Below are 15,208 nucleotides of genomic sequence, written 5' to 3'. Positions count from 1 at the left end.
ATCGATTACATGGAGGATTGGAATCGATTACACGAGCATTAATCAAGACCTCAACCACATGCCGAGACCGGATCGTGATGAATCGCGCTCGGATGAGCGGGGTGAGATGGGGGCGGGCAGGGGGTGGAGCATCCCCGGGGTACAGGGGTGGAGCACCCTCGGGGTACGGGGGCGGAGCACTCCGGGGCAGGGCGGTGGAGCACCCGTCCCTTGCGGATCGCGGGTGCTCCCGTGGGGCTACTTCAGCCAGTCGGTGCAGCGCGTGGCGGCGATGCGGGCGCCCGTTCTGATGGTGAGGACGTCGCCGTGGGCCGCGGCGATCGGCTGGATGGGGGTGCGGGGCAGGCGGACGGTGTCGCCGTCGGTGGTCCAGGACGGGACGGCGTCGACGAACTCCATGAACTGGGTGACCCGGACGACGGAGTACGGGACGGGGCCGCCCTTGAGGATGTCCTCCTACGGCCTGTGACCCGATCAGCCCGGTCCGCCGATGACCACGAACGTCATGTGACGCCCTGCGATCCGTCTCCGTCTCCGTCTCCGTCGCCGGCCTGGCGCCGCCGTCCGCCGCGGCGCCCCGGCTGTCAGTCGTCACGGGTACCTTCGGATCATGTCCAATCAGGCGGGGAACCGGCAGGTGCAACTGGCGGTTGTCGAGGGCGTGCTCGAGCGGATCACGTACGCCAACGAGGAGAACGGGTACACGGTCGCGAGGGTGGACACCGGCCGCGGCGCCGGCGACCTGCTCACCGTCGTGGGTGCGCTCCTCGGCGCCCAGGTGGGCGAGTCGCTCCGGATGGAGGGCCGTTGGGGCTCCCACCCGCAGTACGGCAAGCAGTTCACGGTGGAGAACTACACGACCGTCCTGCCCGCCACCGTCCAGGGCATCCGCCGCTACCTCGGCTCCGGTCTGGTCAAGGGCATCGGCCCGATCTTCGCCGACCGCATCACCCAGCACTTCGGGCTGGACACGCTCCAGATCATCGAGGAGGAGCCGAAGCGCCTCATCGAGGTCCCCGGCCTCGGCCCCAAGCGCACCAAGAAGATCGCCGACGCCTGGGAGGAGCAGAAGGCGATCAAGGAGGTCATGCTCTTCCTTCAGACCGTCGAGGTGTCGACGTCGATCGCGGTGCGCATCTACAAGAAGTACGGCGACGCGTCGATCTCGGTCGTCAAGAACCAGCCCTACCGCCTGGCCGCCGACGTCTGGGGCATCGGCTTCCTCACCGCGGACAAGATCGCCCAGTCCGTCGGCATCCCGCACGACAGCCCCGAGCGCGTCAAGGCGGGCCTCCAGTACGCCCTGTCGCAGTCCGCCGACCAGGGCCACTGCTTCCTCCCCGAGGAGCAGCTGATCGCCGACGCGGTGAAACTGCTCCAGGTGGACACGGGCCTGGTCATCGAATGCCTGGCGGAACTGGCGGAGCCGACCGAGGACGAGAACGAGCCCGGTGGCGTACGGGAGCCGGGCGTCGTACGCGAGAAGGTCCCCGGTCCCGACGGCGGCCCGGACACGGTCACGGCCGTCTATCTGGTCCCCTTCCACCGCGCCGAACTCTCCCTCTCGGCCCAGCTGTTGCGTCTCCTGCGCACCACCGAGGACCGGATGCCCGGTTTCCATGACGTGGCCTGGGACAAGGCACTGACCTGGCTGAAGGGGCGTACGGGTGCGGAGCTGGCACCAGGGCAGGAGGAGGCCGTCCGGCTGGCGCTCACCAAGAAGGTCGCGGTGCTCACCGGGGGCCCCGGCTGCGGCAAGTCGTTCACGGTCCGCTCGATCGTGGAGCTGGCGCGCGCCAAGCGGGCGAAGGTGGTGCTCGCGGCGCCGACGGGCCGTGCCGCCAAGCGACTCGCCGAGCTGACCGGAGCGGACGCCTCCACCGTGCACCGGCTCCTGGAGCTCAGGCCGGGCGGGGACGCGGCGTACGACAAGGACCGGCCGCTGGACGCCGACCTGGTGGTCGTGGACGAGGCCTCCATGCTCGACCTCCTGCTCGCCAACAAGCTGGTCAAGGCGGTGCCGCCGGGCGCCCATCTGCTGTTCGTCGGGGACGTCGACCAACTCCCCAGCGTCGGCGCCGGAGAGGTCCTGCGCGACCTGCTCGCCGACCGCAGCCCCATCCCCTCCGTCCGTCTGACCCAGGTCTTCCGCCAGGCCCAGCAGTCCGGAGTGGTGACGAACGCGCACCGGATCAACTCCGGGCAGCACCCCGTCACCGACGGCATGAAGGACTTCTTCCTCTTCGTCGAGGACGAGACCGAGGAGGCCGGGCGGCTCACCGTGGATGTGGCGGCACGGCGGATTCCCGCCAAGTTCGGGCTCGACCCGCGCCGGGACATCCAGGTGCTGGCACCCATGCACCGGGGCCCGGCGGGCGCGGGCACCCTCAACGGCCTGTTGCAGCAGGCGATTACGCCCGGCCGCCCCGACCTGCCCGAGAAACGCTTCGGCGGCCGGGTCTTCCGGGTCGGCGACAAGGTGACCCAGATCCGCAACAACTACGAAAAGGGCGAGAACGGCGTCTTCAACGGCACCGTGGGCGTGGTCACCTCACTCGACTCCGAGGAGCAGCGTCTGACGGTGCTGACGGACGAGGACGAGGAAGTCCCCTACGACTTCGACGAACTCGACGAGCTGGCCCACGCGTACGCGGTGACGATCCACCGCTCCCAGGGCAGTGAGTACCCCGCGGTGGTGATCCCGGTCACCACCGGCGCGTGGATGATGCTCCAGCGCAATCTGCTCTACACAGCGGTCACCCGGGCCAAGAAGCTCGTCGTCCTGGTGGGCTCCCGCAAGGCGATCGGCCAGGCGGTCCGCACGGTGTCGGCAGGCCGCCGCCACACATCCCTCCACCACCGCCTCACCGCCTGACGGCCCCGGGTTCTCAGCCCCGAGGGGAGGGGACACCCACCCCCCGCCCCGGGCATCACAAAAAATGATCGATCAAATGAGTCGCAAAGGTCACACAGCACTTCCGGAACCAGGGCGAAGGGGGGCAGGATGAGCAGGTTGGCGGCACTGAGTGCCGCCAATAGGCCCAATGGTCGACCCCGAGTGCACTCTCCAGGGCCAAATGGGGGATGGTAGAGACAGTCAGGGCACCTCGAAGAAGAGGCACAACGTCGGTGAGGGATGACGTGAGCGACAACTCTGTAGTACTGCGGTACGGCGATGGCGAGTACACCTACCCGGTGATCGACAGCACCGTCGGCGACAAGGGCTTCGACATCGGGAAGCTCCGCGCCCAGACCGGGCTGGTGACGCTGGACAGCGGGTACGGCAACACCGCCGCGTATAAATCCGCGATCACCTACCTCGACGGTGAGCAGGGCATCCTCCGGTACCGCGGCTACCCGATCGAGCAGCTGGCCGAGCGCTCCACCTTCCTTGAGGTGGCCTCTCTGCTGATCAACGGTGAGCTGCCGAACGTGGACGAGCTCTCCACCTTCAAGAACGAGATCACGCAGCACACCCTGCTGCACGAGGACGTCAAGCGCTTCTTCCAGGGCTTCCCGCGCGACGCTCACCCGATGGCGATGCTGTCGTCGGTGGTCAGTGCCCTGTCGACGTTCTACCAGGACAGCCACAACCCGTTCGACGAGAAGCAGCGTCACCTTTCGACGATCCGCCTTCTCGCCAAGCTTCCGACGATCGCGGCGTACGCCTACAAGAAGTCGATCGGTCACCCCTTCGTCTACCCGCGCAACGACCTCGGGTACGTCGAGAACTTCCTGCGCATGACCTTCTCGGTCCCCGCGCAGGACTACGAGCTCGACCCGGTCGTCGTCGCCGCGCTCGACAAGCTGCTCATCCTGCACGCCGACCACGAGCAGAACTGTTCGACCTCCACCGTGCGTCTGGTGGGCTCGTCGCAGGCGAACATGTTCGCGTCGATCTCCGCCGGCATCAGCGCGCTGTGGGGCCCCCTGCACGGTGGCGCCAACCAGTCCGTGCTGGAGATGCTGGAGGGCATCCAGGCCTCCGGCGGCGACGTCGACTCCTTCATCCGCAAGGTGAAGAACAAGGAGGACGGCGTCCGTCTGATGGGCTTCGGCCACCGCGTCTACAAGAACTTCGACCCCCGGGCGAAGATCATCAAGGCGGCGGCGCACGACGTCCTCTCGGCGCTCGGCAAGTCCGACGAGCTGCTGGACATCGCGCTCAAGCTGGAGGAGCACGCGCTCTCCGACGACTACTTCGTCTCGCGCAGCCTCTACCCGAACGTGGACTTCTACACCGGTCTGATCTACCGCGCCATGGGCTTCCCGACCGAGATGTTCACGGTCCTGTTCGCCCTCGGCCGCCTTCCGGGCTGGATCGCCCAGTGGCACGAGATGATCAAGGAGCCCGGCTCCCGCATCGGCCGCCCGCGCCAGATCTACACGGGCGTCGTCGAGCGCGACTTCGTCCCGGTCGAGGCCCGCTAGGCCCAAGGCACTCGCAAGAAAAACGGAAAGCGCCCTGCTACCGGTCCCCCCACGGGCCGGCAGTCAGGGCGCTTTCCTTGTCCCGGTGCGGATTCCCCCCACGGGATCCGGCCGGGCGTCTGTGGACAGCGCCTGAATCGCTGCGAGCGTGCTGACGCGTTGCTCCCGGACGGCCGGGCTGACCGGACCGGCCGTGAGCAAAACGAGCAAAACTCTCTGTACTACTGCGGTGCTGATGTGCTGCTGGGGTGCGGTCTGCCGGGACCCGTACCGACGGGAGGGCCGCTCAAAGCTCCCCGCTGCACGCGCCCCGGCAACGCAGTTCCGGGAACGTCCCCCAAGACATCCCCAGATGTCAGAGACGCCCCCCAAGACGTCTCCGGCATCGCCAACTTAGACTCACGAACCCCTTCGATGGTTACGTTCGCATCACTGTGATCTGCGTCTCTTGCGTATGTCCTGAAGATACGCAAGAGACTGATATGGCAAATCGAGACCCAAGCGTAAGGAAGATGCGCGAGCCTTGTGAAGAGCTTATGTGAGGCTCCCGTTGGACTCTAGGGGGACTCTTACTCCGTCGTCATGAGAATGTCCTGAGTCGAAGGCTGTTCGTCACCACGAACACCGACGAGAAGGCCATCGCGGCCCCCGCGATCATCGGGTTGAGGAGTCCGGCCGCGGCGAGCGGCAGCGCCGCCACGTTGTATCCGAACGCCCACACCAGGTTGCCCTTGATCGTGGACAGGGTCTTGCGTGACAGCCGGATCGCGTCCGCCGCCACCCGCAGATCCCCCCGGACCAGCGTCAGGTCGCTCGCCTCGATCGCCGCGTCCGTGCCCGTCCCCATCGCGAGGCCGAGGTCGGCGGTGGCGAGGGCCGCCGCGTCGTTCACCCCGTCGCCGACCATCGCCACGGTCCGCCCCTCGCTCTGGAGGCGCTTGACGACGGCGACCTTGTCCTCGGGCAGCACCTCGGCGATCACGTCCCCGGGGTCGATGCCGACGGCACGCGCCACGGACCGGGCGACCGCCCGGTTGTCCCCGGTGAGCAGAACCGGCGTGAGCCCCAGGCCGCGCAGTGCGCGCACCGCCTCGGCGCTGGTCTCCTTGATCGCGTCGGCGACGGTCACGACACCGAGTGCCACCCCGTCCCGGGTGACCACGACGGCCGTACGTCCGTCCGTCTGTGCCTCGTCCTTGGCGCGGGCCAGCGCCTCCGGGAGCTCGCCTTCGTGGAGCCGCCCCACCTGGATGTCGTGACCCTCCACGCGCCCGCGTACGCCGAGCCCGGGGACGTTCTCGAAATGCTCCACCGGAGGGAGGGCGCCAGTCCGCTCCTGAGCGCCCGCGGCGATCGCGCGGGCCACCGGATGCTCGGAGGCGTGTTCCAGGGCGCCTGCGAGCCGCAGGAGCTCCTTCTCGTCGGTGTCGGCGACGACGTACACCTCCCGCAAGGTCATCCGTCCGGTCGTCACCGTGCCGGTCTTGTCCAGGACGACCGTGTCGACGCGGCGCGTGGACTCCAGGACCTCGGGGCCCTTGATGAGGATGCCGAGTTGGGCGCCGCGGCCCGTGCCGACCATCAGGGCGGTCGGGGTCGCAAGGCCGAGGGCGCAGGGGCAGGCGATGATCAGCACCGCGACGGCCGCGGTGAAGGCGGCGACCGTGTCGCCGGTGACGCCGAGCCACACCCCGAAGGTGCCGAGCGCGATCACCAGCACCACCGGCACGAAGATCCCGGAGATCCGGTCGGCGAGGCGCTGCACCTCGGCCTTGCCGTTCTGCGCGTCCTCGACGAGTCGGGCCATCCTCGCGAGTTGGGTGTCGGCGCCGACCCGGGTCGCCTCGACGACGAGCCGTCCGCCGGCGTTCACGGTCGCGCCGGTGACGCCGGAACCCACCGTCACGTCCACCGGCACCGACTCGCCCGTCAGCATGGCGGCGTCGACGGCGGAGGAACCCTCCACCACCGTCCCGTCGGTGGCGATCTTCTCGCCGGGCCGTACGACGAAGCGGTCGCCCGTCGCCATCCGCGCGACCGGGATACGGACCTCACGGCCGTCCCGCAGCACCGCGACGTCCTTGGCCCCCAGCTCCATCAGCGCCCGCAGCGCCGCTCCGGCCCGCCGCTTGGAGCGGGCCTCCAGGTAGCGGCCCAGCAGGATGAACGCGACGACACCCGCGGCGACTTCCAGGTAGATCGTCGACGACCCCTCCGTACGCGAGACGGTGAGGTCGAACCCGTGCCGCATGCCTGGCATGCCCGCGTGCCCCCAGAACAGCGCCCACAGGGACCAGCCGAACGCGGCGAGCGTGCCGACCGAGACGAGGGTGTCCATGGTGGCCGCGCCGTGCCGCGCGTTGGTGAGCGCGGCCCGGTGGAAGGGCAGCGCGCCCCAGACCACGACGGGCGCGGCGAGGGTCAGCGAGAGCCACTGCCAGTTGTCGAACTGCAGCGCCGGGACCATCGACATCAGGACGACGGGGAGGGCGAGCAGGGCCGACACGACGAGCCGTTCGCGCAGGGAGGCGAGTTCGGGGTCCTCGTCGGTGCCGACGGCGTCGGTGGCCCGTTCCGGCGTTTCGAGTTCCGGCGTTTCGAGGCGCGGCGGCGGGGGTTCCTCGGCCGTGTATCCCGTCTTCACGACGGTGGCGATGAGGTCGGCGACCTGTACCCCCACGGGGTATGAGACCTTCGCCTTCTCCGTCGCGTAGTTGACCGTGGCGGTGACGCCGTCCATGCGGTTGAGCTTCTTCTCGACGCGGGCCGCGCAGGAGGCGCAGGTCATTCCGCCGATGGTGAGCTCCACCTCCGACGGCGCGGCTGTCGCGGTGGTCGGGGTGGTCGCGGTGGTCTGCGCCGTCTCGGCTATGGCCGGCTCGGGTGCTGCGGTGGTCATGGTCGGGCTCCAGGGAATGAGCCGGGCCGTACGGAGCCAGTATCAGCTGGTCGGTACGGCCCGGTGTGGAGAGCTGCGTGAAGTGCTGGGTGGCGCGGGGCGAACGGGTGATGCGGGTGATACGGGGAACTGGAAGGCGCGGGGGAGCGACTGCTGGGTGCGGGGCTGGTGACTCAGGCCTTGCCGGCGAGCTCGAAGCCCGCCTCGTCGACGGCTGCGCGCACGGCCTCCTCGTCGAGCGGCGCCGCGGAGACCACGGTCACCTCGCCGGTGGCGGCGACGGCCTTGACCGAGGTGACCCCGGTGATCTCGGAGATCTCGCCGGAGACGGAGCCCTCACAGTGCCCGCAGCTCATTCCGCTCACCTGGTAGACGGTCGTGACGGAACCCGGGGTCTCGGTCTGCGTGGTCATGGCGTACTCCTCGTCGAGGCGTGTGAGGTTCGGGTGGCTTGCTCAGGTGACCAACACTATACCCCTAGGGGGTATTTCTCCAAGCAAAGTCGCGGCGTGTCAGCGAACGCACCCAGCCGACCCCCGCGAGCGCCACGATGATCAGGCCACCCACCGAGAACAGCGTGAAGAGATGTTTCTGCTCGTCGGTGGGTCCTTGCAGGTACCCCAGTCCGAACGGCGTCCGGTCGAGCCCCGTCGTGGTCAGCCGCGCGACCAGCCAGAGCGCGATGCCGTGTGTCGAGTCCCACAGGGCGTGCAGCAGTGACACCCCGACGTAGGCGCCCGCGACCGGGCCGGCGTACTGGAAGCGCCCGTGCGGGTGGCGGTACGTGAGCAGCACCGCTCCGGTGATCGCCGTCCACAGGCCGTGCCCGAAGGGGGTGAGCAGCCCGCGCAGGATCTCCGTCTCCAGCAGTGCGCGCAGATCCAGTCCCTTGAGGGAGGCGGCGGCGTCGAACGCGTACCCCGCGCTCTCCAGTGCCGCGAAGCCGAAGCCGACGCTCGCGCCGAGCACGAGGCCGGCCCGCAGTCCCCGGAGCCGGGGGTGGCGGCGCAGGACGAACGCCAGGGCGGTCAACTTCGCCGCCTCCTCGACCAGTGCGACGCCGACGCACCTCGACGGCGAGGGATGGAGCAGGTGGTTCTCCATCACCGACGCGCCCAGCACCCCGAGGGTCCCGCCGGTCAGGAAGCAGCCGAGGATCACCTGGACACCGAGGTCGCGGCCGTGGCGCTCGTACGCCCAGAGCGTGAAGACGACGGGGGCCAGGAAGCTGCCGAGCAGGATCAGGGTGGGCAGCAGCGCGGTGTTCCTCGTCGTGTACGTGACGATCGCCGTCAGCGTCCAGAGCGCGAGCCCGCCGCCCAGGCAGCGTCGCCACAGTCCGCTGCGGATCTGGGGGTGCGACGGTGGGGGCTGCTGAGGTCCGGGAATGCGGGCCCGGGGCGCGCCGGGCGGCTGATTCTGGGTCACGGCTTGCCCCTTGGGCTCGGTCTGATTTATCCGAACCTTATGGCACATGTCTGCTTTGTCGCAGTATGGGGTACTCCGCCGTGATCGGGGCGCGAGGGGCCGCGCTCGACGGCCGGGTCGCCGTGCGTGGTCAGGGGGTTGGGGCCGTGAACTCCGCGGGGTCGGCGGTGGGGTCCGCCGGGGTGAGTGTTCTGTCGCGGATCATCGGCTCCAGGTAGCGGAGCAGGACGTCCTTCAACTCTCGGATGTACGCCTCGCGCTCGGCTCCCTGGTTCGAGAGGACCAGCTCCAGGCCGGCCTTGTAGATGCCCAGGCACACGTGCGCGATGCGCGTGACCTCGGTGGCGGGTGCGTCGGGCATGAGGGAGGAGAGCAGTCCCTCTATCCGTGAGATCAGGGTCGCGTGCAGGGCGTCGTGCTCCTCGGCGATGCGGCCCGGGATGTCGGGGCCGTGCATCAGCGCGAAGAACACGGGGTGATCGCAGTTGAAGGCGATGAACCGGTCGACCGCGGCGCCCACGGCCTCCTCCAGCGGGGTCGCGGGGTCGACCGGGGCCAGTGCCTCGCCGTACGTGTCGCGCATCTCGTGCATGAGCCGGTCGCCCAGCTCGATCGCGATGGCCTCTTTGTTCGGGAAGAACTGGTACAGCGTGCCCGGTGAGACGCCCGCCTCGCGGGCGATGGCGTTGGTGCTGGCGGCGGTGTAGCCGGTGGTGCAGAAGACGGAGGCGGCGGCCTCCAGCAGCTGGGCGATCCTGCGCTCGCCGCGGGCCTGCCGTCGGCGGGGCCGCTCGTCGGCGGTCTGCGCGTCGGCCGTCCGTGCGTCGGCGGTCCGTGCGTCGACGGTCCGCTGCGTCTCGGGCTTGTCGGGCACGAGTTATCCCCAGCTCTCCGAACGTGATTGACAAACACGAGCGGTCGCTCGCATTCTAGTGAAACGCGAGCGATCTCTCGTGTTTGCCATTCTATGGCAATAGTCGACCCCTGCCACCTGCGCACACGACCGGATGGTTGGACGGACGCCGCCGGGCGGACAGGGGGTCACGGTGAAGGGGACACCGCACGATGACCGAAGTCAACAGCGCTGATGACGGCCACGGGAGCGGCGCGGGGCGCGGGAGGGGCGCGAGCGTCGACGCGAGCGCGGGCGACCAGCCGCAGGTGGGCGGAGGCCCGCCGGAGAGCGGAAGCCCGCCGGGCAAGAGCGGTCCGCGGGCGGGTGGCGGCCGACGGACGGGCGACAGCAGAGGGGTGAGCGACGGTCAACGGGTGAGTGGTGGCCCGCGCACCGGTCGCGGTGTCCGGGTCGGTGGCTGGACCCGGTTCGTGACCGCGCGCCCCCGGCTCTCCCTGCTCGTTGCACTGCTGCTCACCGCGCTCGCCGTGGTCGCCGGCAGTGGGGTCGCCGACCGGCTGGGCAGCGGCGGCTGGCAGGACCCGACCGCCGAGTCGACGTACGCGACCAAGGCGCTGGAGCGGGAGTTCCCCGCCTCGCAGCCCAATCTGCTGCTCCTGGTCGACTCGGGGCGTGCCACGGTCGACGCTCCCTCGGTCGCGGCCGAGGCGAAGCGGCTCGCGGCGCGGCTCACCGGCGAGCGGGGCGTCACGGGGGTCGGTTCGTACTGGGCGTCGGGCGCACCGGCGCTGAAGGCGAAGGACGGCCACGAGGCGCTGATCGCCGCGCGGATCACGGGCGACGAGAAGACGGCGAGCGAGACGCTGGACCGCCTGGCGCCCTCCTACCGAGGGACGCACGGGCCCGTCGAGGTCAGGGTCGGCGGCCCGGTCGCGGTGCAGCACGAGATGCAGACGACCATCCGCGAGGACCTGACCCGGGCCGAGATGATCGCCCTGCCGGTGACCCTCGTGCTGCTGGTGATGGTCTTCGGCAGCGCGATCGCGGCCCTGCTGCCGCTCGGCGTGGGCATCGTCGCGATCCTGGGCACGAACGCGATACTGCGCGGCCTCACCGAGTTCACCGACGTCTCGGTCTTCGCGATGAACCTCACCACGGCCCTGGGACTCGGCCTCGCCATCGACTACGCCCTGTTCATCGTCCGCAGATTCCGCGAGGAACTGGCCAAGGGCGCCGTGCCTTCCCCGAGCTCTCCCGCGCGCTCGAACAGGGAAGACGCCATTGCGGCCATCGCCACAACCCTGCGTACCGCGGGCCGCACGGTCCTGTTCTCCTCCCTCACGGTCGCCGTCTCCCTGGCCGCGATGCTGCTCTTCCCGCAGTACTTCCTGCGCTCCTTCGCCTACGCGGGCATCGCCGTGGTGCTGCTGGCCGCGGCCGCCGCCCTGGTCCTGCTCCCGGCGGCGCTGGTGCTGCTCGGCCACCGGGTGAACTCGCTGGATCTGCGCCGCCTGTTCCGGCGCGGAAGGCCGGCGGCGAGCGCGGACGGGGCCGCCTGGGGACGCGTGGCCTCACTCGTCATGCGCAGGGCGCCGGTCTTCGCCGTCGCCACCACCGTCGGGCTGATCGTGCTCGGACTGCCCTTCCTGGGCGTGAAGTTCGGCACCGCGGACGACCGCCAGCTGCCCTCGGGCGCCGAGTCCCACGTCGTCCAGCAGCACATACGGGACGGCTTCCCGGGCAGCCCCGGTGGCGCCCTGGAGGTGCTCGCGGAGGGCCGGGCGACCGAGGCCCAGTACACGGCCTACAAGGACCGGATCGCCGCGCTGCCCGAGGTGCTGCGGGTGGACGGGCCCCTGGCGCAGGGCGACTCGGCCTACTTCACGGTGCTGCCGAAGGGCGAGGCCGTCGGCGACGGAGCCCAGCGGTTGGTGCGCGAACTGCGAGCCACGCAGGCCCCGTTCGACACGGCGGTGACCGGCACGGCGGCGGTCCTGGTCGACTCCAAGCACGCGATAGCCGACCGGCTCCCCTGGGCCGCGGCCTTCATAGCGATCGTCACCCTGCTCCTGGTCTTCCTCCTCACCGGCAGTGTGCTGATCCCGATCCAGGCGGTGCTGCTCAACGCGCTCAGCCTGACGGCGATGTTCGGCGCGGTGGTCTGGGTCTTCCAGGACGGCCATCTGTCGGGCCTGCTCGGCTTCACCAGCCCGGGATCGATCGAGACGACGCTTCCCGTCCTCATGTTCTGCGTCGCCTTCGGCCTCTCCATGGACTACGGAGTCTTCCTGCTCTCCCGGATGAAGGAGGAGTACGACCACACGGGCGACCACCGGGAGGCGGTCCGCTTCGGCCTCCAGCGCACCGGCGGACTCATCACCGCGGCCGCGGTCATCCTCGCCGTGGTGATGGTCGCGATCGGCACCTCACGCGTGACCAACACCAAGATGCTCGGCCTGGGCATCGCGCTCGCCGTGCTGATGGACGCGATGGTCGTCCGCAGCCTGCTGGTCCCGGCGGTCATGCGCCTCACGGGCCGTGCGACCTGGTGGGCACCGGGGCCGCTGCGGCGCTTCCACGACCGGTTCGGACTGAGCGAGGGCGAGGCGGAGCCGGACGGCACCCGGCAGGCGGACGACCGGGAGCACGACAGGGAGGACGACCAGGAACACGACCGGCGGCACGACCGGGAGGGCGGCAGGGAGGACGACCGGGAGCGGGACAAGGTCGAGGCACGCGGATAGCGTTCGCTCCGGAAGGGTGATCTTCGGGCGGAGGGGCGAGACGGATGCGGGCAGTGGTGTTCGAGCGGTACGAGGAGCCGGCCGAGGTGCGCGAGGTGGCGGACCCGGTGCCCGCGGAGCACGGGGTGGTGGTGCGGGTCGAGGCCACCGGGCTGTGCCGCAGCGACTGGCACGGCTGGATGGGGCACGACCCGGACATCACCCTGCCGCATGTGCCGGGCCACGAACTCGCGGGGACCGTCGAGGCGGTCGGAGCGCGGGTGACCGGCTGGCGCCCCGGCGACCGGGTCACCGTCCCGTTCGTCTGCGCCTGCGGGACGTGTCCCTCCTGCGCGGCGGGTGACCAGCAGGTGTGCGAGCGGCAGACCCAGCCGGGGTTCACCCACTGGGGTTCCTTCGCCCAGTACGTGGCACTCGACCACGCCGAGGTGAACCTGGTGGCGGTGCCGGACGAGCTGTCCTTCGCGACGGCGGCGTCGCTGGGCTGCCGGTTCGCCACGGCGTTCCGCGCGGTGGTCGCGCAGGGCCGGGTGGCGGCGGGGGAGTGGGTCGCGGTGCACGGCTGCGGAGGCGTGGGACTGTCGGCGGTGATGATCGCGGCGGCGGCCGGGGCGCGGGTCGTGGCCGTGGACCTCTCACCCCAGGCCCTGGACCTGGCACGGAAGTTCGGTGCGGTGGAGGTCGTGGACGCCTCGCGGGCCGGGGACACGGCGGCGGCGGTCCGGGAGCTGACCGGCGGCGGTGCCCATCTCTCCCTCGACGCGCTCGGCTCCCCGGTCACCTGCGCGGCCTCGGTGAACGGTCTGCGCCGCCGGGGGCGCCACGTCCAGGTCGGTCTGCTGCCCGAGGACCCCGCGGTTCCGATGGCCCGGGTGATCGGCTTCGAACTCGAACTCCTGGGCAGCCACGGCATGCAGGCACACGCCTACCCCCGCATGCTCGAACTGGTCCGCGCCGGGGTCCTCCGCCCCGACCTCCTGGTCACCTCCACCATCCCGCTGGACGCGGTCCCCGCGGCCTTGGCGGCGATGGGGACGGCGCCGGGGGCGGGGGTGACGGTCATCGAGCCGTGGAGCTGAGCCCGGACAGGGGCTGTGCCCCGCGCCCGGGCGAGGGGCGGGGCACAGCGCGTGGGCGCGGCGCGTGGGCACCGTGAATGCGTGTGACGAGCGTGGCGGGGCGCGTGGTCAGTCTCTTCGGCCGCGGTTTCCGGGGCGGGAGGCGACCCAGGCGCGGACGGTGTCCGCGTACCAGTAGGGCTTCCCGCTCTCCACGTGGTCGGGCGGCGGCAGCAGTCCGTGCTTGCGGTACGACCGCACGGTGTCCGGCTGCACCTTGATGTGCGCCGCGATCTCCTTGTACGACCAGAGCCTACGGTCGGTCATGAGTGGCACCTCCCTGCGCGCGCCGCGGCGGCGGCCGGGGGGTGGCCGTCGGGGGAGCCGGGTGCTGCGCTGGCGATCACAAAGCCTGCGCCCGTTGAACGACACAGAGTGACCGCAGGACAGGGCCTGTTGGCCGGGTGTGACGCAAGACCCGCGTACACGCGACATGTGTGACAGGGCGGTGGTTTTTGTGACACGCGTGACGCATTCGCGCCGAGGGGACCGTCGGAACGCATGCGCGTCGGGGGCCGTTGGCGGGCCGGGTGAGTCGTGCGTACGTGAGCGGTGGGCCGGACCTGCTCCAGGTCCGGACCACCAGCTCCCCGCATCCCCCTCGGAAGCCGACCGCATCCCCCCGTCGGATCAGCCGCCGGAGGTTCAGCCTGCAATCAACGGAGCCCACCGGTCTTGGAAAAAATCGCACCCCGGTCACTTTGATCGCTCCGGTCGGGGGAGAGCACCAGGCTGGTCGCCTCCCCGGCCATCCGATCGGCCCCCGGCGGACCGGGCCGTGGAACCGGCTGCGCTCCGCGGGCCGCCGTGAACTCCCGCGGCGTGCACCCCGTCATCGCGCGGAACTCGCCGCTGAGGTGGGCCTGGTCGTAGAACCCGCAGGCCGCCGCCGTCTCCGCCTGTGAGCGTCCCGCGGCGAGCAGTCGGCGGGCCCGTTCCAGGCGCAGCACCCGGGCCGCCGCCTTGGGGCCGAGCCCGATCTGCTCCCGGAAACGATTCTCCAACTGCCGTACGCTCCAGCCGACGTCCTCGGCGAGCCGGGCCACCGGCATCGCGCCCCAGGTCCGTTGCAGCTGCGTCCACGCCCGCACCACCCGTGCCGAACCGGGCGTCCCCGCCGAGCGCCAGCGCACGAGGACGTCGTCCAGCAGTTCGAAGCGTTCCGGCCATCCCGGCAACGCGGCCAGCGCGGCGGAGAGTTCACCGACGCTCCGCAGCCGGTTCCCACCCGGGCCCGCGTCCCGCGAGCCCAGCACATGGGGGAGCTCGTCGGGATCCAGGGTGCGGTCGGCGAGTTCGTACTGCGGTGTGCCGAAGAGTGTGAACGCGGCCCAGGGGGCGAGCAGTACTTCGATGCCGGCCAGCCGTCCGTCGTGTTCGCCGACGGCCGCGGTGGTGGCCGGTCCCGAGAACACCGACCTGAGGGTGACGGGGGGACGGCCCACGCGTGAGATGCGCAGGGGTTGTTCGAAGCCCAGCAACAGGGTCGCGGCGCCGATCGGCGCCTCCAGCCTGCGCCGCGGCCGGTCGAGTGCGAGCCGGATCCCGCGGTAGCTGATCACCCCGGGTCGCAGTCGTGGATGGGGCCGTGCGAGGGCCGTCTCCCAGGCACCGCCGGGACCGTGCCCCGCCCGCGAGACGATGCGCGTCACCATCGGCCCTCCCGTCGCCGCCCGCACCCGGGGAACCCCCATGGTGCAACGCGGCACGGCGACGCCGGAAGGCCCGCCGA

Annotated in this window: 10 protein-coding genes and 1 pseudogene; 4 read left to right on the top strand and 7 right to left on the bottom strand. The window is 70.6% G+C overall.

Annotation, left to right across the window (positions count from 1 at the left end; all coding sequences use genetic code 11):
• Positions 1-237 precede the first annotated feature (237 nt).
• Positions 238-456: pseudogene (locus tag ACZ7M2_RS05920) on the bottom strand (LysR family transcriptional regulator); the annotation flags it as partial.
• A 154-nt stretch (positions 457-610) separates the two neighbouring features.
• On the opposite strand from ACZ7M2_RS05920, the gene recD2 reads away from it, so the two are divergent.
• Positions 611-2,875: an SF1B family DNA helicase RecD2 gene (gene recD2, locus ACZ7M2_RS05915; RefSeq protein ID WP_471594283.1), complete on the top strand. Its 2,265-nt coding sequence runs from the start codon at positions 611-613 to the stop codon at positions 2,873-2,875.
• 266 nt (positions 2,876-3,141) lie between these two features.
• Entirely contained in the window at positions 3,142-4,431 is a 1,290-nt protein-coding gene (locus ACZ7M2_RS05910) for a citrate synthase (RefSeq protein ID WP_054231840.1), read from the top strand.
• 580 nt (positions 4,432-5,011) lie between these two features.
• Here the strand turns inward: ACZ7M2_RS05910 and ACZ7M2_RS05905 are convergent.
• The 4 genes from ACZ7M2_RS05905 to ACZ7M2_RS05890 form a co-directional block, all read right to left on the bottom strand.
• Positions 5,012-7,330, bottom strand: coding sequence for a heavy metal translocating P-type ATPase (locus ACZ7M2_RS05905; RefSeq protein ID WP_471594282.1), 2,319 nt, complete (start codon positions 7,328-7,330; stop codon positions 5,012-5,014).
• Positions 7,331-7,503: 173 nt separating this feature from the next.
• Positions 7,504-7,743: a heavy-metal-associated domain-containing protein gene (locus ACZ7M2_RS05900; protein ID WP_471594281.1), complete on the bottom strand. Its 240-nt coding sequence runs from the start codon at positions 7,741-7,743 to the stop codon at positions 7,504-7,506.
• Positions 7,744-7,807: 64 nt separating this feature from the next.
• Entirely contained in the window at positions 7,808-8,758 is a 951-nt protein-coding gene (locus tag ACZ7M2_RS05895; protein ID WP_471594280.1) for a PrsW family intramembrane metalloprotease, read from the bottom strand.
• A 130-nt stretch (positions 8,759-8,888) separates the two neighbouring features.
• Complete coding sequence (locus tag ACZ7M2_RS05890) at positions 8,889-9,512, bottom strand: TetR/AcrR family transcriptional regulator (protein ID WP_471594529.1); 624 nt, start codon at positions 9,510-9,512, stop codon at positions 8,889-8,891.
• 311 nt (positions 9,513-9,823) lie between these two features.
• Between ACZ7M2_RS05890 and ACZ7M2_RS05885 the strand changes: the two genes are divergently transcribed.
• Together ACZ7M2_RS05885 and ACZ7M2_RS05880 are read left to right on the top strand one after the other, a co-directional pair.
• Positions 9,824-12,358 carry an MMPL family transporter gene (locus tag ACZ7M2_RS05885; RefSeq protein ID WP_471594279.1) on the top strand — a complete coding sequence of 845 codons (2,535 nt, stop codon included), beginning with the start codon at positions 9,824-9,826 and terminating at the stop codon, positions 12,356-12,358.
• A 44-nt stretch (positions 12,359-12,402) separates the two neighbouring features.
• The gene (locus tag ACZ7M2_RS05880) at positions 12,403-13,437 is read left to right on the top strand and encodes a zinc-dependent alcohol dehydrogenase family protein (protein WP_471594278.1); all 1,035 of its coding nucleotides are present in this window, start codon (positions 12,403-12,405) and stop codon (positions 13,435-13,437) included.
• 108 nt (positions 13,438-13,545) lie between these two features.
• Here the strand turns inward: ACZ7M2_RS05880 and ACZ7M2_RS05875 are convergent, their stop codons facing one another.
• Positions 13,546-13,743, bottom strand: a complete 198-nt coding sequence (locus tag ACZ7M2_RS05875; RefSeq protein WP_054231835.1) for a helix-turn-helix transcriptional regulator — start codon at positions 13,741-13,743, stop codon at positions 13,546-13,548.
• A 389-nt stretch (positions 13,744-14,132) separates the two neighbouring features.
• Positions 14,133-15,131 (bottom strand): helix-turn-helix domain-containing protein, encoded by a 999-nt coding sequence (locus ACZ7M2_RS05870; RefSeq protein WP_471594277.1) that lies wholly within the window; start codon positions 15,129-15,131, stop codon positions 14,133-14,135.
• Positions 15,132-15,208 lie beyond the last annotated feature (77 nt).

The sequence above is a fragment of the Streptomyces sp. NPDC111507 genome (genome assembly GCF_055638955.1).
Note: the sequence above shows the minus strand (reverse complement) of the source record. Positions and strands in the feature narration are given on the sequence as shown.